Annotated in this window: 19 protein-coding genes and 1 pseudogene; 12 read left to right on the forward strand and 8 right to left on the reverse strand. The window is 70.1% G+C overall.

Annotation, left to right across the window (positions count from 1 at the left end; translation table 11 throughout):
* Nucleotides 1-139: 139 nt before the first annotated feature.
* A complete protein-coding gene (locus JAP66_RS21540) occupies nucleotides 140-1213 on the reverse strand; it encodes an ABC transporter substrate-binding protein (protein WP_199433635.1) in 1074 nt (357 codons plus the stop codon).
* Nucleotides 1214-1661: 448 nt separating this feature from the next.
* Here JAP66_RS21540 and JAP66_RS21545 point away from each other — a divergent pair, with 448 nt between their 5' ends.
* From JAP66_RS21545 to JAP66_RS21565, 5 genes are read left to right on the forward strand one after another with little or no spacing between them, the layout of a single operon-like run.
* Nucleotides 1662-2129 carry a Rieske (2Fe-2S) protein gene (locus JAP66_RS21545; protein ID WP_199433636.1) on the forward strand — a complete coding sequence of 156 codons (468 nt, stop codon included), beginning with the start codon at nucleotides 1662-1664 and terminating at the stop codon, nucleotides 2127-2129.
* The gene (locus JAP66_RS21550; RefSeq protein ID WP_199433637.1) at nucleotides 2126-3241 is read left to right on the forward strand and encodes an amidohydrolase family protein; all 1116 of its coding nucleotides are present in this window, start codon (nucleotides 2126-2128) and stop codon (nucleotides 3239-3241) included. The genes JAP66_RS21545 and JAP66_RS21550 overlap by 4 nt, the downstream gene beginning before the upstream one ends.
* A complete protein-coding gene (locus JAP66_RS21555; protein WP_199433638.1) occupies nucleotides 3238-4317 on the forward strand; it encodes an amidohydrolase family protein in 1080 nt (359 codons plus the stop codon). The genes JAP66_RS21550 and JAP66_RS21555 overlap by 4 nt, the downstream gene beginning before the upstream one ends.
* Nucleotides 4318-4346: 29 nt before the next feature.
* Complete coding sequence (locus tag JAP66_RS21560) at nucleotides 4347-5225, forward strand: alpha/beta fold hydrolase (protein ID WP_199433639.1); 879 nt, start codon at nucleotides 4347-4349, stop codon at nucleotides 5223-5225.
* A gap of 31 nt (nucleotides 5226-5256) precedes the next feature.
* Nucleotides 5257-6246, forward strand: coding sequence for a LysR family transcriptional regulator (locus JAP66_RS21565; RefSeq protein ID WP_199433640.1), 990 nt, complete (start codon nucleotides 5257-5259; stop codon nucleotides 6244-6246).
* A gap of 6 nt (nucleotides 6247-6252) precedes the next feature.
* Here JAP66_RS21565 and JAP66_RS21570 read toward each other — a convergent pair whose 3' ends face one another.
* Nucleotides 6253-6435: a hypothetical protein gene (locus JAP66_RS21570; RefSeq protein ID WP_199433641.1), complete on the reverse strand. Its 183-nt coding sequence runs from the start codon at nucleotides 6433-6435 to the stop codon at nucleotides 6253-6255.
* A gap of 252 nt (nucleotides 6436-6687) precedes the next feature.
* Between JAP66_RS21570 and JAP66_RS32985 the strand changes: the two are divergent.
* The 5 genes and pseudogenes from JAP66_RS32985 to JAP66_RS21585 form a co-directional block, all read left to right on the forward strand.
* Nucleotides 6688-6918, forward strand: a pseudogene (locus JAP66_RS32985) (ATP-binding cassette domain-containing protein); the annotation flags it as partial.
* Nucleotides 6919-7028: 110 nt separating this feature from the next.
* Nucleotides 7029-7454 (forward strand): ABC transporter ATP-binding protein, encoded by a 426-nt coding sequence (locus JAP66_RS32990; RefSeq protein WP_307849664.1) that lies wholly within the window; start codon nucleotides 7029-7031, stop codon nucleotides 7452-7454.
* 52 nt (nucleotides 7455-7506) lie between these two features.
* Nucleotides 7507-8292 (forward strand): ABC transporter substrate-binding protein, encoded by a 786-nt coding sequence (locus tag JAP66_RS21580; RefSeq protein ID WP_235999231.1) that lies wholly within the window; start codon nucleotides 7507-7509, stop codon nucleotides 8290-8292.
* A complete protein-coding gene (locus JAP66_RS32265; RefSeq protein ID WP_235999232.1) occupies nucleotides 8240-8491 on the forward strand; it encodes a TroA family protein in 252 nt (83 codons plus the stop codon). The genes JAP66_RS21580 and JAP66_RS32265 overlap by 53 nt, the downstream gene beginning before the upstream one ends.
* Entirely contained in the window at nucleotides 8488-10620 is a 2133-nt protein-coding gene (locus JAP66_RS21585; RefSeq protein ID WP_199433642.1) for an iron ABC transporter permease, read from the forward strand. The genes JAP66_RS32265 and JAP66_RS21585 overlap by 4 nt, the downstream gene beginning before the upstream one ends.
* A 17-nt stretch (nucleotides 10621-10637) precedes the next feature.
* Here the strand turns inward: JAP66_RS21585 and JAP66_RS21590 are convergent, their stop codons facing one another.
* The 3 genes from JAP66_RS21590 to JAP66_RS21600 form a co-directional block, all read right to left on the reverse strand.
* On the reverse strand, nucleotides 10638-11324 hold the full coding sequence (locus tag JAP66_RS21590) for a TetR/AcrR family transcriptional regulator (protein WP_199433643.1): 687 nt from the start codon (nucleotides 11322-11324) through the stop codon (nucleotides 10638-10640).
* A 54-nt stretch (nucleotides 11325-11378) separates the two neighbouring features.
* Entirely contained in the window at nucleotides 11379-12374 is a 996-nt protein-coding gene (locus JAP66_RS21595; RefSeq protein ID WP_199433644.1) for an aldo/keto reductase, read from the reverse strand.
* A gap of 530 nt (nucleotides 12375-12904) precedes the next feature.
* On the reverse strand, nucleotides 12905-13066 hold the full coding sequence (locus tag JAP66_RS21600) for a hypothetical protein (protein WP_199433645.1): 162 nt from the start codon (nucleotides 13064-13066) through the stop codon (nucleotides 12905-12907).
* Nucleotides 13067-13818: 752 nt separating this feature from the next.
* Here JAP66_RS21600 and JAP66_RS21605 point away from each other — a divergent pair.
* Nucleotides 13819-14403, forward strand: a complete 585-nt coding sequence (locus tag JAP66_RS21605) for a hypothetical protein (RefSeq protein WP_307849665.1) — start codon at nucleotides 13819-13821, stop codon at nucleotides 14401-14403.
* A gap of 27 nt (nucleotides 14404-14430) precedes the next feature.
* Here JAP66_RS21605 and JAP66_RS21610 read toward each other — a convergent pair whose 3' ends face one another.
* The 3 genes from JAP66_RS21610 to JAP66_RS21620 all read right to left on the reverse strand — a co-directional run bounded on the left by JAP66_RS21610 (nucleotide 14431) and on the right by JAP66_RS21620 (nucleotide 18007).
* A complete protein-coding gene (locus tag JAP66_RS21610) occupies nucleotides 14431-15966 on the reverse strand; it encodes an acyl-CoA synthetase (RefSeq protein WP_199433646.1) in 1536 nt (511 codons plus the stop codon).
* A gap of 78 nt (nucleotides 15967-16044) precedes the next feature.
* Nucleotides 16045-17172 carry a DUF5938 domain-containing protein gene (locus JAP66_RS21615; protein WP_307849666.1) on the reverse strand — a complete coding sequence of 376 codons (1128 nt, stop codon included), beginning with the start codon at nucleotides 17170-17172 and terminating at the stop codon, nucleotides 16045-16047.
* A 31-nt stretch (nucleotides 17173-17203) separates the two neighbouring features.
* The gene (locus JAP66_RS21620) at nucleotides 17204-18007 is read right to left on the reverse strand and encodes an SDR family NAD(P)-dependent oxidoreductase (RefSeq protein ID WP_199433648.1); all 804 of its coding nucleotides are present in this window, start codon (nucleotides 18005-18007) and stop codon (nucleotides 17204-17206) included.
* A 208-nt stretch (nucleotides 18008-18215) separates the two neighbouring features.
* On the opposite strand from JAP66_RS21620, the gene JAP66_RS21625 reads away from it, so the two are divergent.
* Entirely contained in the window at nucleotides 18216-18881 is a 666-nt protein-coding gene (locus tag JAP66_RS21625) for a TetR/AcrR family transcriptional regulator (RefSeq protein ID WP_199433649.1), read from the forward strand.
* The last annotated feature ends 18 nt before the right edge of the window (nucleotides 18882-18899 follow it).

Genomic DNA, 18899 nt, shown 5'->3' on the forward strand with positions numbered 1-18899 from the left:
CTCACCCGCCGACCACGAAACTCCTTCCCCACACCGATGAGTTCCAGCTTCGGCGGCGTCGCGGGCCGTGCCTGGCCGGTGTTCGCGGCGGCAGGTTCGAACGTCTCGACATGTTGCGCGGACATGCGACTCCTTGAGCTCATGCTTTCGTCGTAGGCAGCAGGCTGTTGTCGAACCAGGACGCGGCGTCACCGCCCGGTTCGGCCTGTCCGGCGGCAGTCAGCTCCTCGTACCCCGCAAGCCACGCGGCCTCGTCGGTCACCAGCAACGGCTTGCTCGGATCGCCCCCGGTCCACAGCTCGCGCATCATCCCGAGGCTGGCGCGGGCGATCTTGTCGTCGTCGAGCGTGGCGAAGGAGTATTTCTCGCGCAGCGTCGCGATCGTCTTGTCGAAGTTCTCGTCGGCGACGAACTCGGTCAGCGCGTCGTGGATCCCCGCCATGAACGCCCTCAGCGTGTCCGGGTCCTTCCGGAGCACGTCCTTCGCGCTCACGTAGATCTGCGAGTCGGCCTTCACGACCGTGCCCGGGTCGAAGACACCCGCGTCCTCGTGCTGGGAGGTCACGATGTTGGCGGTGTCGATGCTGGCGGCATAGCCCGCGATACGCCCCTGCTGCACGAGGTTGAACGTGCCCGGGGTGAGCCCGGTGACCTGGCGGGGCGTCCTCTCCGGATCGAGCCCCGCGTTCGCCAGCACCAGCGAGACCACCTTGCTGCTGGTGCCCGCCTCAGAGGGAACACCGATCGTCTTGCCGAGGAAGTCCTCCGGCTTCTCCAGCGGGTTCTGCTTGCTGTAGACGATGCGCACGGAGGAGCCCCGGGACAGGGTGCCGATGTTCACCACCGGCTGCTGTGACTCCGCCGCCGCGGTCATCACGTCGATCTGGCCCAGTCGCGTCACCGGCCCGACGCCGGAGATCAGCGTCTGCATGGCCTGCGGCGAGCCCTTCACCGGTTGCAGCGTGACGTCGAGCCCGTGCCCGGCGAAGTGGCCACCGGCGACGGCGAGCAGTTCCGGTGACATCGAAAGGGTCTCCAGCGGAAGAAGGCTGAGAAAGGTCATCGACCCGGCGCCACCACCACCGGCCGCCGGCCCGGATCCACACGCCGAAAGCAGCGCGGGTCCGGTGGCCGCGATCGCCGTGGCCATGGCGGATCGTTTGAGAAAGTCCCTCCGGGACAGCGATGTCGGACCAAGCGAGTGAGTAGGCACGATCTAATCCCTCGTTCCTTTTACAGGCCACCACCCTGTGACCGGCTGGCAAGGAGATTGACCGAACCGGTTGCCCCGCGTCAAGTTTCGTCTCCGTCCACATTCGTCTCTTCCGCGAGCCGGGCTCTGCTGATCGACGGACACACACCGTCACGGAAAGTGCGGCGTGTCGGACCGGACCCACCCGGCTCCCACGGCTGGAACCCGGCACGTGAGACACGTTGCCGGAGCGGATTTATCCTGCTGAGCAGGCGATTACCGTGGTCCACGCCGCGCGGCGATCAGGTCGCCCGCGATCTTCCTTGCGCGGCACGGCTAAGACCGTCCACCGGGCCCGCGCGCACCGATTCGAAAGCGATCCCGGGTCGCCGGTATCGGTGTCGTCAATGCCGATCATCGGGAATTTCTCTTTCCGGGACGGCCGAGTCGGACTCTACTGTTCACATTCATGAGGATCGTGGTTTCCCGGCTCGATGAATTCCCGCCGGGAGAGCGCCGGATCGTCCAGGCGGGCCGGCGGTCGATTGGCGTTTTCCGGGTCGGAGACAAGTTCTACGCACTGAACAACCACTGCCCGCACCAGGGCGGTCCCCTGTGCCTCGGGGCGACCCAGCCCTGGGTGCGCTCCGGCGGCCCGGGTGAGTACGTGCTGGACGAAAGCGAGTCCCTGGTCGCCTGCCCGTGGCACGGCTGGGAGTACGACCTCGCGACCGGCCAGTCCTTCCTCGGCCCCGGCGAGCCTCCTGCCCGCACCTACGACGTCTCGGTCGAGGTGGGTGCGGGCGAGCCGAGGGGCGGGCGCATGCCGGGTCCGTACGTCGCCGAGACGTTTCCGGTGCACGTGGAGGACGCGTACGTGGTGGTGGACACCAGCGGCGGCACCCGGCGCACCGGAACTACGAGAGGTGAACGTTGAATAGCACTGCTGTCGCCGAGGCGCCCGGCCGCGCGCCGGGCACGCCCGGATACACGATCGTCGACACCGACATTCATCCGACCGCGCCGCCGGCGGACATCCGCTCGCGGCTGCCGGGGCGGTACCGGGCGCGCTGGGACATGTTCGGCAGCAGGGTGCCGGGGCCACCGGACATCTACCCACGGGTCCGCAACGCCGGATTCCGGCGGGACTCCTGGCCCGAGCAGGGGCCGCCCGGCAGCGACCTGCGACTGATCCGCGAGCAACTGCTCGACGAGTTCCACGTCGAGCACGGCATGCTGATCCCGTTGCAGGCGCACAGCTGGGGTGTGGAGGAGCCGGAGTACGCCGCCGCGCTGTGCCGCGCGCTCAACGACTGGCAGAAGGAGACGCTGCTCGACGCCGAGCCGAGGCTCCATGGCTCGATCGCGATCCCGATGGAGTCACCGGACCTTGCCGCCGAGGAGATCCGGCGGCGCGCGGGCGACCCGCGCTTCGCGCAGGTCCTGCTGTCGACGGGCAGCGAGATCGGTTTCGGCCGCAGGCGGTACTGGCCGATCTACGCCGCCGCCGCCGAGGCCGGGCTGCCCGTCGCCGCGCACACCGGCGGGCTGGAGCAGCACCGCGGCGCAGGCTGGCCGTCGTTCTACCTCGAGGAGCACGTGTGGAACGGCAACATGATGGCCGCCTTCGTCATCAGCATGCTCTGCGAGGGTGTCTTCGACCGGTACCCGGATCTGCAGGTGGTCTGCGTCGAGGGCGGGATCGCCTGGGCGGGCCCGCTGATGTGGGCTCTCGACGAGGCGTGGGAACAGCTCCGCACCGATGTGCCCCATCTGCGCAAGCCGCCCTCGGCCTACGTCCGGGAGCACTTCTGGTTCACCACCCAGCCGATCGAGGAGCCGGAGGACCCCGGGCAGCTCACGGTCGCGCTGGAGCACATCGGCATGAACGAGCGGATCATGTTCGCCTCCGACTATCCACATTGGGACTTCGACTCACCACGCCACGCTCCCCGGTTGTTCCCCGCGGACCTGCGTGACGGGGTGATGGGCGCGAACGCGTGCCGGCTCTACCACCTGACGGGGCACACGACGGAGGCGGCACGATGACCACAAGCACCGGCACCGCCGTCGGGAACGGCACGATCGATGCCGAGGTGCACTGCACGCCGGCCACGATCGCGGAGCTGGTTCCCTACCTCGACCCCTACTGGCGTACCTACGTCCTGGAGGGTGGCCTGACGATCTCCGCCGCACAGGGCGGGGCGTACCCTCCGCAGGCACCGACCAGTGCCACGCCCGCCGCGAGGTCGGCGGGGGCGTTTCCCGCCAGGGAGGCCGCCGACGTGCGTGCGCGGGTACTCGATCCGGGTAGGCTGCGGGCCGCCGTGCTAGTCTGCACCGCGTCGTTCACGAGCAACCGTAACCCCTACTACGAGGCCGCGCTGACGCGCGCGGTGAACGACTGGCTCATCGCGGAATGGCTGGACTCCGACGAGCGCCTGCGGGCGAGCATGGTGGTGCCGACGCTCGACACGGACGCCGCCGTCGCCGAGATCGAGCGGATCGGGGACCATCCCGGGATCGTCCAGGTGGTGCTGCCCGTCCGTACGGACGCACCGTGGGGGAACAAGCGGCACCGGGCCCTGCTCCGGGCCGCCGCCGAGCACGATCTGGTCGTCGGCCTGCACGCCTGGGGCCGTACCGGCAACGCCGCCACCCCCTCCGGGATCACGCACAGCTACCTCGAGGACTACCTGGCCAACTCGCAGATCATCGTGCAGGCGCAGGTGGCGAGCCTGGTCACCGAAGGCGTCTTCGCGGAACTCCCGCGGCTGCGGGTGGCCCTGCTGGAATGTGGCTTCTCCTGGCTGCCAGCGCTGATGTGGCGCTTCGACAAGGACTGGAAGGGGGTCTGGCGGGAGGTGCCGTGGCTCGACGCCAAGCCGTCGGACATCGTGCGCCGGCACGTCCGGCTGACCAGCACGCCCGCCCAGCTGCCGCGCGATCCGGTCCAGGTACGGCAGTTCCTCGACACGTTCGATGCCGGGGCCATGCTGATGTACGCCAGCGACCATCCGCACGACCACGGCAGCGGGCACGAGCGGCTCCTCTCGGCCCTGTCCCCCGCCGAGACGGAGGCGGTACTCGCCGGAAACGCCGCGGGCTGGTACGCGCTCGGCTGAGCGCCGCCGCACGGCAGGCAGGGAGCGAGATGCTCGACGGCTTCACCGAACAGGACGTGACCACCCCGGCCGGGGCCCGCATCCGGGCGCGCGTCGGCGGCAGCGGGCCGCCGGTACTCCTGCTGCACGGCTACCCGCAGACGTCGGTCATGTGGCAGCACGTCGCGCCGGAGCTGGCTCGCGAGCACACGGTGGTGACAGCGGATCTGCGCGGGTACGGCGGCAGCGTGCCGCCGCCGGGGACGGAGGACGACCCGGCCGCGTTCGGCAAGCGGGCGATGGCGCTCGATCAGGTGGCGGTGATGGCCGCGCTCGGCTTTCACCGGTTCGCCGTCGTGGGGCACGACCGGGGAGCGCGCTGCGCCTACCGTCTCGCGCTGGACCATCAGGAGGTGGTGACGGCCCTCGCCGTGCTGGACATCCTGCCGACCGCCGACGTCCTCGACCGCGTCGACGCCACGTTCGCCCTGGCGGCCTGGCACTGGTTCTTCCTCGCCCAGCGGGATGACCTGCCGGAACGGCTGATCTCCGCCGATCCGGACGGGTTCTTCCTGCGCGGGACCGAGGGGATCTTCACCGAGGAGGCGCGCGGGGCCTACCGTGCCGCCTTTCACCGGCCGTCGGTGATCCACGCGATGTGCCAGGACTACCGGGCGGGCGCCACCGTGGACCGGGCCGACGACGAGGCGGACCGCGGCCGCAGGTGGATCCGCTGCCCGGTACTCGTGCTGTGGGGCAGGCGCGGCCCGCTCGGCCGGGTCCGCGACGTAGTCGAGGTGTGGCGACGATGGGCTCCCTCGGCCGTGGGGCACTCGCTGGACTGCGGGCACTACCTCGCCGAGGAGGACCCGGACGGGACCTCGCGCGAGCTGCGCCGATTCCTTTCCGCCTCGCGGGCGCATCCTTGACAGCCGATCACGGCCGGCCGCTAATGGACGTATGGTTACGAGCGGGCGCGCGGCGACGCGGCGGTCGGCGTCCCTGGCGAGCCTGGATCTCAACCTGCTGGTGTTCCTCCGGGAGCTGCTCCGTGAGCGGAACGTGACGCGAGCGGCCGAGCGAGTGGGCGTCAGCCAGCCGACGGCGAGTGCGGCACTGTCGCGGCTGCGCCGCCACTTCGACGACCAGTTGCTCGTCCGGTCCCGCGGCTCCTATGTGCTGTCCCCGCTGGCGGCTCAGCTCGCCGGGCAGGTGGAGCCGCTGTGCACCGGACTGGAGCGGCTCTTCTCCACGACCTCGGCGTTCCACCCCGAGGAGTCGGAGCGCGAGTTCACGCTGCTGACGCCGGACTACGTGGTCGCGGCACTCGGTGAGCACATCTCGCGGGAGCTGTTCCTCGCGGCTCCGAACATCCGCCTGCACGTCCAGGTGGTGCGGGAGCGGCTGCCCACCGACATCCCGGAGACGCTGCGGCTCATCGACGGGATGATCTGCGCCGCCAAGGCCGAGCTGTACGCACCGGCCATCCACTCGCTCGAGCTGTTCCGCGACCGGTGGGTGTGCGTGGTCGCGCGGGACAATCCCGTCGGCGACCGGCTCGAACTGGCCGACCTCGAGAAGCTGCCCTGGGTGGTCCCGCACCATCCGGACGGTGGCTACCCGCCGAGCTCGCCGCTCGGCCCGCTGATGGCCCGGCTCTCCACCCAGCCGCACGTCGCCGTGCGCGTCGACAGCTACCAGGCGACGCCGCACTTCGTCGCGGGCACCGACCGGGTCGCGATCATGCAGGGCAGGATCGCACAGCACTTCGCAGGCCGTGCCGACCTGCGGCTGCTCGAATGCCCCGGCGATCCGCCACCGATCGTCGAGATCATGTGGTGGCACGAGCAGAAGGAGCACGACGAGGCGCACCGCTGGCTGCGGCGCATCGTCGAACGGGCGGCGCGCCGCTCCGACCGGTGCCCGGACGGCGTCGAGCCGGCGCGCTGAACGCTCCTACGAGCCCGCACCGGCCGGCCGGAAGAGATAGTTGTTGGCGTGCACGCACACCCGCTCGGCCACGTGCCAGCCGCGTTGCCACGCGTACATGACGTAGCCGCGGCGGGTGAGCCACTCGACGACGTCGTCCGGCGAGTACTCGTATCGCGCGGTGTGCCGCTCCTCGATCTCGATGAGCATCGTCGGCCGGACCCGTCTCGACCGCCTGGCCCACCAGGTCGAGGACGCGTCTCCCTAGCGAGCAGTGCCCGCCCGGACCGGACACAGATCACATCGACGTGACTGGACAGACCTCCGCCGAGTATTTAGGTTAGCCTCACTTTACTCATCGAGTGATTGAGGTACGCGGTGCAGGAGAGCGGCAACCAGGGCGACGGCGCGGCCACGGTCAGTGGCGCGCACCTGGACATCGGATACCACGGCGTCCGCGTGGTGCACGACGCCTCGCTCCGCCTGCACGCGGGCCGCGTCACGGCCCTGGTCGGCCCCAACGGCAGCGGCAAGTCGACGCTGCTGCGCGCGCTGGCGCGGTTGCACCGGCCCGAGCGGGGCGAGGTGCTGCTCGAGGACGGCACGCCGGCGTTCTCGTTGTCCACCAAGGAGTTCGCCCGCCACGTGACGCTGCTCGCGCAGAGCAGGCCGACGCCGAGTGGCGTGACCGTCGCCGATGTCGTGGCCTACGGCCGTCACCCCTACCGCGGGCGCTTCCGGGGCGAGGACCGGGACGGGCAACGCGCGATCGAGCACGCCATGCGGGTCACCGGCTGGCCGCGATGGCGGATCGCCCCGCGGACCGGCTCTCCGGCGGCGAGCTGCAGCGGGTGTGGCTGGCGACGTGCCTGGCGCAGGACACGCGCGTACTGCTGCTGGACGAGCCCACGACGTTCCTCGACCTGCGCTACCAGGTGGAGACCCTCGACCTGGTTCGCGAGCTGGCCGACGACCACGGCGTCGCGGTCGGTGTGGTGCTGCACGACCTGAACCAGGCGGCCGCGATCGGCGACCACGTCGTCCTGCTGCACCAGGGCGAGGTGTGCGCAGGCGGACCTCCGGACGAGGTACTCACCGGCGAGAACCTCACGCGGGTCTACGGCATCCGGATCGAGGTCGGCGTCGACCCGGCCACCGGCACGCTCACCGCCCGGCCGATCGGCCGGCACACCCGGCAGCCGAGCGAGCTGCTGCCGCGAACCCGGTAGTCCGAACGGCCTTCTCCCCCGAACGATCCATCGACAGCAACGGAGTTCTGCCATGCCCAGAAACCGCCTCACCGCGCTCATGGCCGGTGCGCTCGTACTGCTCAGCGCGTGCGGCACCACGGAGCGGGCCGCCGACGGCACGGCACCGTCCAGCGCTTCGGGCGACGGCCCGGTAGCCGTCACCGACAGCCGGGGTCAGGAGGTCCGGCTCGACGCTCCGGCGCGGCGAGTGGTGGCCTTGGAGTGGGCCGAGGCGGAGATGCTCACCACCCTCGATGTCATGCCGGTGGGCGTCAGCCAGGTCGAGGACTACGGCAACTGGGTGACCGCGGCGGAACTCGATGGCAGCGTGCGGGAGGTCGGCACGCGCGCCGAGCCCAACGTGGAGTCGATCGTCGCACTCGAGCCCGACCTCGTGGTGATGGAGGGCTACCGCAGCGCACCACTTGTCAAGCAGCTCGAGGAGTACGTGCCGGTCCTGGTGACCAAGGGCAGCGACGCCGGCGACAACCTGCAGCGGATGCGCGACGACTTCACCATGATCGCCAAGGCGGTCGGCAGGGAGGAGAAGGCGGCGGAGGCGCTCGCCGGGTTCGACGGTGTGCTCGCGGACGCCAGGCGGAAGATCGCCCAAGCCGGTGCCGCCGGTGAGTCCTTCGTGATCGCCGACGGCTGGCAGGAGGGCAACGCGATCGCGATCCGCCCGTACGGCGGGGGGGGCACTGGCCTCCCAGCTCGCCATCGCCGCCGGGCTGCGCAACGCCTGGCCCGGGAAGGTGGACGGCGTGTGGGGACTCGGCCAGACCGATGTGGAGGGTCTGACCACCATCACCGATGACAACGTGCGGTTCCTGTACAGCGCGTCCGACGGCACCGACGTGTTCGCCGACGGCCTCAGGGACAATCCCATCTGGAAGTCGCTGCCGTCCGTGCGAGCTGGTCACGTGCACCGGATGACCGACGGCATCTGGACGTTCGGCGGGCCGGCCTCCTCCGAGCAGTTCCTCGACGAGCTCGTCTCGGTGTTCACCTCGTGAGTCCGCACACCACGTCCCGGCTCGCGGGAAGGTCCGAACCGGACACTCGCGCGAATCCCACGGTTCGCCTGGTCCCGGCCGCGGTCGCACTCGTGCTCGGCGGCGTGTCCGTACTGCTGCTGTCGTCGGTCCACCTCACTCAGGGCACCGCCGACGTGGGTACGCTCGACCTGGTCCGGCTCGCCTTGGGCGGCGGCGACGAGGGCGTGGCACGGGTGCTGGTCGCGTCGAGGCTGCCCCGGCTGCTCGCCGGAATCACGGTCGGTGTCGCGCTCGGCGTGGCCGGGGCGGTGCTGCAGTCGATCGCCCGCAACTCGCTGGCGTCGCCCGACACCCTCGCGGTCAACGCGGGAGCACACCTGGCGGTGGTGCTCTCCGCCGCGTTCGGGCTGTCACTCGCGACCGGGTTGCCGTTGCTCGACGGCATCGGCACGCTCAGCGTGGCGTTCACCGGAGGGCTCGCCGCGGCCGGCCTGGTACTGCTGCTCTCCGCCGGCGGGGACGCTGCTCCGACGCGGCTGATCCTCGCCGGTGCCGCGATCGCGCTGTCCCTCAACGCGCTCACGATGCTGTTCCTCGTGCTCAAGGAGCAGGAGACGGTCGGGCTGTTCGCCTGGGGCAGCGGCTCGCTGGTGCAGATCGATCTCGACGCGGTGACGCGGACGGCGCCCGTGATCACGCTCGCGGTCGCCGGTTGTCTCCTGCTCGCCCGCCGGCTGGACATCCTCACCCTCGGCGACGACACCGCCTCGGTGCTCGGCGTGCCCGTGCGCCGCACCCGGCTGCTCGCGACCCTCCTCGCGGTGCTGCTGGCCACCTCGGCGGTCACCCTGGCCGGCCCTATCGGCTTCGTCGGGCTGTGCGCTCCCGCGATCGTCCGGTTGCTGGGTGCCCGCATCCCGCATCTGCACCGCCACCGGCTGCTGTTGCCCCTGTCCGCACTCGCGGGGGTGCTCGTCGTGCTCGCGGCCGACATCGCCGTCCGCGCCGTCATGGGCGGTCAGGCCGGTGTGGACATCCCGACCGGAGTGATCACCACCATCGCCGGGGCGGTACTGCTGGTATGGCTGGCGCGCGGTTACCGCGACTCCGCACCGGCGCGGCAGCCGCCCGCGACCCACGCGGGCACGGTCCGGGGGCGGCGCGCCGTCGCTGTCGTGATCACCGTCCTGTCCGCGCTCCTCGGCGGTGCGTTCGTCGCCGCGATGCTGCTCGGCGACACGAGCGTGCTCACGGGCGACATCGTGAACTGGCTGCGCGGCAGCACCGGCCCCAGCCTGACCTTCGTGCTCGACCAGCGCTACCCCCGCGTGCTCGCGGCGCTGCTCGCCGGCACGGCGCTGGCCGTCGCCGGCTCCGCCGTGCAGGCGGTCTGCCGCAACCCGCTGGCCGAACCCGGCCTGCTCGGCATCACCGCGGGCGCCGGTGTCGGCGCCGTCGCCCTCATCACCCTGATCCCGCTCGCAGGGGTCTGGACCATGTCCGGCGTCGCGGGCGGCTGCGCGCTGCTGACCTTCGCCGCCGTGTACGGGATGGCCTGGCGAGGCGGTCTCGACTCCCACCGGCTGGTGCTGATCGGCATCGGAATCTGGATGGGCGGGAACGGCGTGATCACGTTCCTCATCGTCGCCTTCGACCCCTGGAACACGGCCAAGGCACTCACCTGGCTCTCCGGCTCCACGTACGGCCGTACCCCCGCCCATCTCGTACCCGTCGCGATCGCGCTCGTCCTGCTGGTTCCGCTGATCGCGCTCGCTCACCGGGAGCTCGATCTGCTCGGCCTCGACGACGACACTCCTCGGGTACTCGGCGTCCGGCTGGAACGCACCCGGCTCGTCGTTCTCGGCGCCACCGCACTGCTCACCGCCGCGGCGGTCGCCGCCGTGGGCGTGATCGGCTTCGTCGGACTCGTCGCGCCGCACATGGCACGCGCCCTCGTCGGCAGCCGCCACTCCCGTGCGATTCCCGTCGCGGCTCTGCTCGGCGCGCTGCTGATCTCGCTGGCCGACACCCTCGGGCGCACGGTGATCGCCCCCGCCCAGGTACCCGCCGGACTGCTCACCGCCATGATCGGCACCCCGTACTTCGTCTGGCTGCTGTGGCGCTCCCGGGCCCGTGCCGCGGGCTGAGCGGGGAGATGCGCCCTTCAGCCGTCGGTGGCGATGCGGTCCAGCCATTCGGCCAGAAGGCTTCGCTCCGCCGCGGTCAGGGCGGTCGCCTGGGGCAGGACGGCTCGCATGGCCACCGCCGTGGACACCGGTCCCGGCGCGGCGCCGGGTGATGCGTCCGTGGTGATGGTGGCGATGATCGATTCACGAGCCATCGTGGACAGTGACGGATCGCGTCGGTCCTCGGGTAGCGAGATCAGCGTGAGGGTCGTGCCGCGGCCGGTGGCGTGAACCAGGTGGGCCGCGCGCTGCTCGGTCACCCGCAGCCGCCCGGCCTCGGCGATGCGGTGGATCATCGCGGCGAGGATCTCCGCTGCCTGGCGCGCCGCAGGCGGTTCCCGGCCGGGGCGCTGGTCACCGTAGATCAGGGTGTAGAGCACCGGATTGGCCAGACCGAACCCGACGTGCAGGTCCCAGCCGCGGCGCAGATCCGCCACCGGGTCGTCGGTGGCCGGGTTGGCCTTCTTGTCGCCCAGGTAGGTTTCGAAGCCATGGCTGGCCACGGCGTCCAGCAGGCCCTGCTTGTCGCCGAAGATCCGGTAGATCGCGGGCGCCTGCACGCCGGCCGCCACGCTCACGGCACGGGTCGACACGGCGTCGCGCCCACCCTCGGCGAGCAGGGTCGTTGCCGCGTCGATGATCCGGTCCCGGGTCGACTTCTCCATGTTTCCAAGGATAACATGGGCCAGTTAACATTGTTACCTGACGCGGTGGCTCGCTCAGCGCTCGCTGTCGAGGTGCGCCATCATCGGCGCGGCATAGCGTTCGCCCGCGGCGGCATCGGCGGGCACGGCGTGCTCGATAGCCGCCAGGTCCTCCTCGCCGAGGTCGACGCCGGTCGCGCCGAGGGACTCGGCGAGCCGGGTCCGGTTACGCGCGCCGACCAGCGGCACGATGTCCTCGCCCTGCCGGGCCACCCAGGCGATGGCGACCTGCGCCACGCTGACCCCCTGCCGCGTGGCGACGCCACGCAGCGCCTCCACCAGCGCCAGGTTGCGCTGCAGGTTCTCCCCCTGGAAACGCGGGCTGCGGGCGCGGAAGTCGCCCGCGGTGAGGTTCCGGTCCGGTGTCCAGTGCCCGCTGAGCAGACCGCGGGAGAGCACCGCGTAAGCGGTGATGCCGACACCCAGCTCCCGCGCGGCGGGCAGGATCTCCGTCTCGATTCCCCGGGACAGCAGGGAGTACTCGATCTGCAGATCGGCGATCGGGTGCACGGCGGCGGCCCGGCGCAGCGTCTCGGCACCCACCTCGGACAGGCCGATGTGCCGGACGTGCCCGGCCTCGACCAGCTCGGCAAGGGCACCGACGGTGTCCTCGATGGGCACCTCCGGGTCCAGGCGGGCGGGCCGGTAGATGTCGATGTGGTCGGTGCCCAGCCTGCGCAGGCTGTAGGCGACGAAGTTCTTTACCGCCGCGGGGCGGGCGTCGAAGCCGAGCCAGTCACCGTCCGGGCCACGCATCGCACCGAACTTCACGCTGATCGTCACCCTGTCCCGGTCGACGCCGCGCAAAGCGTCGCGAAGCAGCAGCTCATTGTGCCCCATGCCGTAGAAGTCGCCGGTGTCCAGCAAGGTGACACCCGCGTCGAGCGCCGCCTGGACAGTGGCGACCGACTCCTCCTCGTCGGCCGGCCCGTACAGGTCCGACATGCCCATCAGGCCAAGACCGAGAGCGGAGACGGTGGGACCGCCGACACCGAGGGCGCGCTTGTTCATGAAGGTCCTCCCTGTGTGTTTCCAACGATAACACTCGCACGATATCAATGACTTGCTATCGGCGCCACCGGTTCGCTGTTAGCGATGATAACGGCGCTCGCAAGATCAGCAACAGGCGTAGGTAGGACCACGGGCCGGGGACCATGCCGGGTGCGGGGTGCGAGAACTCGCTGCCGACCAGCAGCGTCACCCGACCCGGATGGCGGGTCCGCAGGTGCTCGGCCGCTGCGGCGGTCCGCTCGAGGTGTGCCAGCAGCTTGGACCAGCGCTGATTCGGGAAGTGCGGTCGTACGTAGGCTTCCAGCCCAGTTCAACTGCGACCTCGGCCGCTCCGATCAGCTGCTCGGTATCGGTGCCGATCAGCATCACGGCGGTGCAGTGCAGGTTCTCTCGGTCACGCCCAGGTCCCGACGCACGACCTCGGCGGGAGCGCCTTCAACGAGGTAGGAGATGCCTCGCACGGTCAGCATTCGATTGGCTCCGGATTCGATTGGCTCCGGAATTCGCCGGCACGTCGGCACCCGCGACCACTATCTGCGCCGGGCCAACATTCCGGCCGCCAGCCATGCCAGTCCGGCCGCGAGCCCGGCGATGAGGCCGGCCACCGGTTCGACAGCGAACCCCACGCCCCAGCCCATCACCAGCGCCGAGATCGCGGCGCCGCCGTACCGGAACGTGTTGTCAGTGGCCATGGTCGAATGCTAGAAGAGATCGTCGGCCTCGGCAGCACAGACAGCACCGGGTGGCGTCGCGATCCAGAGGTGACCGGCGGAGCCGCGACCGGTTCGGCATTCCTCGCGTGGCCGAGGCGCTGACCGGCACCAGCTGCGGAACATGTGGCGGTAGGCGTCCGGAGGACCACGACGACACTCCGCCGACCCTGGAGTGGCCCTTTCCGCCCCGCTGGGCACCAGGACCGTCATCGGCGAGTTCACGATGACCGATATCGTCACGATCCCCAGCCACCTGTCCATCCCTGACATGAGCACGTACACGGCGGCCGACGCGGCCAGGGACGTCTCGGCCCCGGACACCTCGACACCGACCGCGGTCGACGAGCGCGGCCGGTCCGCGCAGACGTTCCTCGTCGACGTCATCGTGCGCTCCGGCGGCACGCAACGACGCGCTGTCGCGAGCGGCCAGGACATCTACGCCGTCACCGCGCCCGCTCGCCGTGGAAGGGGTCCACCGCGTTCTCACCGGACGGACCAAGACAGCCGGAGTCGCGTCTGCCGCCGAGATCTTCGACGCGCCCGACCTCCGCGCGCTCTCCGCGCACATTTCGCTCACACCGCGCGCCAGTCCGGCTCCCGACGTGCGGCGCGCATAACCCGATCGCGGCCAACAGCGCGGGGTGTGCCGGGGAGTTGCTGTCGAACAGATGCTGGGCACGGCCAGGATTCAAGCCGGCCACGCGGCGGATTCGGTTCGCTACACTCCGGTCGTGGACGGGTTCGCCCGGCCCGGGACGGGGGCGCACGTGCAGCGACAGCCGAACATCATCAGGCTGCCGGCTGAGCTGGTCGGGCAGCCGGGGAACCTCCCGTCGTCCTGCACGCGTCATGGCCGCCCCGCGGTGCGGCTGGCCGACTTCACCCTGCAGTCCAAGGTGCGGATCGAGGGCAGCCGGCTGCACCAGGTGGGCTTTCGCGGCGCCCTCGGTATGGCCGAACGTCTGGGTCAGCACGCGCAGAAGGTGCGGGTCACCCACGTCAACGGCTGGCCGTTGTGCGATGTCTGCGCTCGTACCAGAGCGGTTTGGCTCACCGTCTCCTGTGTCATGTTCTTCGGCGGACTGCTGGCGTTCGCCGGATCGCTCATCGCCGCGATCCTCGCCGAGAGGGGCACCGTGCAGCCGCTCGCCGGAGTGGCGGTGGCCGGGCTGGTGGCGATGATTCTCGCGGCGTTCCCGTTCGCCCGGGGCGGCATGGCGCGGGTCATCGGTGCGAGTACCGCTCCGGAAGGTGGAGCCGTGCTGGTCGTGAACCCCAGCCGGGCATTCGTCGCCGAACTCGGGCGCAACGCGTAGCCCTCGTTGTTGTGCCGGTACCAGCCCCTAGCCTTCGGCCAGCCGGTCCTTGATCTCCGGCTTCAGCACCTTGCCGATCTTCGAGCGCGGAAGGTCGGGCCAGATCTCGACCTGTTTCGGCGCCTTCACGCTGCCGAGCCGGGCCTTCACGAATGTGGTCAGCTCGTCCGGCGTCGTCCCGTGCGCGGGACGCAGCTGGACCACAGCCGTTACCCGTTCGCCCCACTTGTCGTCGGGCAGGCCGACCACCGCGCTGTCCTGCACCGCGGGATGTGCCATCAGAGCCTGCTCCACCTCCGCCGAGTACACGTTGAACCCGCCGGTGATGATCATGTCCTTGGCCCGGTCGACGATGTAGAGATAGTTCTCCTCATCGAGGTAACCGACGTCTCCCGTGTGGTGCCAGCCGTGCCTGCTCACCGCCGCCGTGGCTTCGGGGTCCTCGTGGTAACCAGCCATGACCAGCGGGCCGCGCACCACGATCTCGCCGGGCTCGCCTCTCGGCAGCACGGTGCCGGCATCGTTCATCACCGCGACCTGAGTCAGCGGGGTGGGCCGTCCGGCGGAGGAAAGCCGTTCGACGGCGATCGATCCGTCCGCACGGAAATGGTCGGCAGGGGCGAGCGTCGAGATCATGTTCGGCGCCTCCGTCTGGCCGAACAGCTGCCCGAGCACCGGACCGATCCTGCTCAGCGCCTCCTCCAGCCGCGTCGGCGACATCGGCGCGGCGCCGTACCACAGGCAGCGCAGCGACCCCAGGTTCGTCGAGTCGAGATCGGGGTGTTCGAGCAACCCGTAGATGACGGTCGGCGGCAGAAAGGCGTGCGTGATGCGGTGCCGCTCGATCAGTCGGAGGAACTCACCGAGGTCCGGGCTCGGCATGATGACCACCTCGCCGCCGAGGGTCATGACCGGGAACGTGAGGACGCCTGCGGAGTGGGTCAGCGGAGCGAGGGCGAGGTAGCGGGGTCGCTCGCCGAACGGGTAGCTCATCAGCGTCGACGCGGTCGCCGCCTCCAGGTTGTGCCCGGTCAGCCGTACCCCTTTCGGCCTCCCGGTGGTGCCGCCGGTTCCGGCGAGCACGCACAGGTCGTCGTCGGCGGGCGAGACCGCGTCCGGCACCCGATGGTCGTGCTCGACCCACTCGGCGAACGTCGTGGCGCCTTCCACCGAGCCGTTCAGGCACACCAGCGTGGTCAGCTCGGGAAGCTCACCGCGTATCCGCTGCACCAGCTCGGCGAACTTCTCCTGGAAGAACAGGCAACGGCAGCCGAACAGATCGAGTAGCTGCCGGTTCTCCGCGGCCTCGTTGCGTGGATTGACCGGACACCACACCGCACCGGCGCGGGAGATGCCGAACACGCAGGTCAGGGCGAGCGCATCGTTCGCCGAGAGCACCGCGACCCGGTCGCCGCGAGCGATGCCGGAGCCGTGCAGGGCCCCGGCGATCCGCCAGGACAGCCGCTGCACCTCGGCGTAGGTGAGCGACTCCCCGTTCGTGGTCAGGCAAGGGAGATCGCCGCCGAGGGAGGCGCCCTTGTCCAGATAGTCGGCCAGCTGCACTGCTACCTCGCTGTCGGGTTCGGAGACTGTCGGGTTCGCAGCCGCGCCGGCCGCCCCCTGCGGCGGCCGGCGCGGTGCTCAGTGGTGGGTTTCCAGGATCGGCTCAAGCACGAGGCCGAACGACCGGAGCGTGCCGAGCAGTTCACGGTGCCCGAAGGCCTGGCAGCTGGACGCGAAGCCGGCCTTCCTCGGCGGCTCCTGCAACAGGTGAGCCGCCGCGTGGGCGTTCAGCAGGGCGGTCTGCTTGTAGTTGCAGTTGCCGTGGATGACGCAGTGGGCACGGCCGAGCGGGCCGGAGGCGTACACCGAGTCGAGCGAGGTGTTGACGCGAGGGTTCTCCCTCGGCGGCATCTCGCTGCGCACCTGCGCCGACACCTCGTCGATGACCCGGTACTTCTCCTCCTGCGCGAGGCCCTCCATCTGCTTGAGGGCAGCTTCGACGATCTGCGGTACGCCCAGCATCAGCGGCCGGTTGAACACGCCACCGAGCGCACGCGCGTTGGCCACCCTCGGGTCCTTCCTGAACCACACGGGATGCGACGTGCCGCCCCAGGGAAGAGCGAGGCCGAGCTCGTGCTGTCCCGGCACGACCAGCTCGTAGAGCCCGGCGTCCGGCGGCCATTCCACGTACTCGTTCTGCTCCAGGTAGTACGCCTTGGCGAACGCGGCGTTGGTCAGGATCGTGTTCGTGGAGGCGACGGTCGGGTATCCCTTCCAGAACACCTCGATGTCGAGAGTGTCCAGGCCGGGCTTCTCCAGGCAGAGGTTGGCCGCGATCTCGCCGATCGTGTACATCTGCGCCAGGCCGGGGGAAAGCACGAGCCCCTGCGCGGCGAACTCCGCTCCGTAGCGGTCCTCGGCTTCGATCATCCAGTTCTGCTCGCCGTTGGTGTCGGTGTAGTGCGCGCCGACGTTCAGGCACGCCTGCACCACCTCGTGGCCGTAGCGGGCGAAGGGGCCGACCGTGTTCAGCACCACCGTGGCGCCACGGAACTGCTCGGTCAGCGCGGCCACGCCGTGCTCGACCTCGACCACTTCGTGCTCGACGGTCTCCACTCCGGGGACGGCGTCGACGGCCTCCTTCACACGCTTGTGGTCCCGGCCCGCCGCCAGGAACGGGATGTTGTACTCGCGCAGGTACTCGCAGATGAGCCGCCCGGTGTAGCCGGAGGCTCCGTAGACGACGACAGGCTTGTCAGTGGTCACGACAGTTTCTTCCTTTCCTGTGGAAAGCCGGTCACATGCCCATGCCGCCATCGACCGGGAGCCCTGCCCCGGTGATGTACTTGGCGGCGTCGGAGGCCAGGAAGACCACGGCGTCGGCCATGTCGTCGACCTGCCCGAGGCGTCCCTGCGGAGTCAGCTCCACGACGGCCTTCGCGGCTTCCTCGGGCGAGGGGAAGAGGCCGAGCTCCGCACAGTCCACGGCAAGCTGGTTGCCCATCGCGGTCGGCGTCAGGCCCGGGTAGATGCAGTTGACCCGCACGCCGTAGCCGAGCTTGCCCGACTCGGCCGCGGCGACCCTGGTGAGCCGGTCGATGCCGGACTTCGTCGCCGAGTAGCCCGCGATGCCGGGGAACGCGATCGTCGCGGCGACGGAGGCGATGTTGACGACGGCGCCGCCGTTGCCGGCCGGGCCTCCAGGGCGCATGGTGCGGAAGGCGTGCTTGAGCCCGAGCGCGGTACCGAGCACGTTGACGTCGAGCATCTTCCGCACGTCGGCGGGATCGAGGTCGACGATCAGGCTGGTGATCTCCACGCCCGCGTTGTTGACGAGCAGGTCCAGCCCGCCGAGTGCGTTCACCACGTTCGGGATCGCCTCGGCCCAGCTCGCGTCCTCGGTGACATCCAGTGCGATGAACTCCGCCGTGGCGCCCCCGTCACGCAGCGACTGCGCGGTCTCCTTGCCGACGTCCTCCAGCACGTCACCGACGGCGACGGCGGCGCCTGCCTTGGCCAGCGCCTCGGCCATCCCGGCGCCGAGCCCACGCGCTCCCCCAGTGACCAGCGCTTTTCGGCCGGTCAGGTCATAACTCGTCATCCGGAATCTCCTCCTTGAGATCGCTGATCCGCGGCTTCGCCGCGCTCGTCGGTGAGGACGGAGCTGCGGTGTGGGTCACACACTAGCGAGATTTGGACAGTCGTCAAGAATTTCTTTGACAGTTGTCCAACCAAGCTGGTCGCGCCGGACGATAGACTCGGCCCCGGCCCGCACGCCGCGAGCCACAGCCACCCGACAGGACGCACACGTGACCGAGGCCGTCGAAACCAAGCAGGACCGGATCGCTCGCCGCCAGGTCGACAAGTTCGAGGGGCGACGTACGCAGCTCGCGGTCGCCACCCTCCACACGCTGGCGGAGCTGGGCTACGCCCGTACCAGCCTGCGCGAGATCGCCCAGAACTCGGAGTTCTCACACGGCGTCCTGCACTACTACTTCACCGACAAGCGCGACCTGATCACCCAGGCGGTACGCCAGTACGAGGCCGTGTGCGTCACCCGCTACGACGACGTGGTGGCGGGCTCGACCACGGCGGAGCAACTGCGGCGCGACTTCGTCAACACGTTCTTCGCCACGCTGAAGGCCGACGCCCCGCTGCACAGACTCTGGTACGACCTGCGCAACCAGAGCCTGTTCGACGAGTCCTTCCGCGAGGACGTGCTGGAGATCGACGAGCATCGCGAGGCCATGATCTGGCGGGTGATCAGCCGCTACGCGGAGCTCTCCGGTGGTGAACCGGCGACCTCGCCCGTCGCGTCGTACGTCATGCTCGACGGGATTTTCCAGCGTGCGCTGCTGAGTTCACTGTCCGGAATGGACGCGCAGGTGGCGCAGCTGGAGGAGGAACTTCCGCGCGTGCTCGACCTGCTCGTCTCCGGTGGGACACAGTTTCCGCAGGCCACCGGTCGTGAGTGAGGAGCCGCGTTCCAACTC

This window comes from Qaidamihabitans albus (genome assembly GCF_016464705.1).
GTDB classification, from domain to species: domain Bacteria; phylum Actinomycetota; class Actinomycetes; order Mycobacteriales; family Pseudonocardiaceae; genus Qaidamihabitans; species Qaidamihabitans albus.

Excerpts from the sequence above, each read along its gene's own strand:
- JAP66_RS21545 (WP_199433636.1), top strand. The coding sequence starts at position 1,662 with ATGAGGATCGTGGTTTCCCGGCTCGATGAATTCCCGCCGGGAGAGCGC.
- JAP66_RS21555 (WP_199433638.1), top strand. The coding sequence starts at position 3,238 with ATGACCACAAGCACCGGCACCGCCGTCGGGAACGGCACGATCGATGCC.
- JAP66_RS21560 (WP_199433639.1), top strand. The coding sequence starts at position 4,347 with ATGCTCGACGGCTTCACCGAACAGGACGTGACCACCCCGGCCGGGGCC.
- JAP66_RS21565 (WP_199433640.1), top strand. The coding sequence starts at position 5,257 with ATGGTTACGAGCGGGCGCGCGGCGACGCGGCGGTCGGCGTCCCTGGCG.
- JAP66_RS21570 (WP_199433641.1), bottom strand. The coding sequence starts at position 6,435 with ATGCTCATCGAGATCGAGGAGCGGCACACCGCGCGATACGAGTACTCG.
- JAP66_RS32990 (WP_307849664.1), top strand. The coding sequence starts at position 7,029 with ATGGCGGATCGCCCCGCGGACCGGCTCTCCGGCGGCGAGCTGCAGCGG.
- JAP66_RS21580 (WP_235999231.1), top strand. The coding sequence starts at position 7,507 with ATGCCCAGAAACCGCCTCACCGCGCTCATGGCCGGTGCGCTCGTACTG.
- JAP66_RS21590 (WP_199433643.1), bottom strand. The coding sequence starts at position 11,324 with ATGGAGAAGTCGACCCGGGACCGGATCATCGACGCGGCAACGACCCTG.
- JAP66_RS21595 (WP_199433644.1), bottom strand. The coding sequence starts at position 12,374 with ATGAACAAGCGCGCCCTCGGTGTCGGCGGTCCCACCGTCTCCGCTCTC.
- JAP66_RS21600 (WP_199433645.1), bottom strand. The coding sequence starts at position 13,066 with ATGGCCACTGACAACACGTTCCGGTACGGCGGCGCCGCGATCTCGGCG.
- JAP66_RS21620 (WP_199433648.1), bottom strand. The coding sequence starts at position 18,007 with ATGACGAGTTATGACCTGACCGGCCGAAAAGCGCTGGTCACTGGGGGA.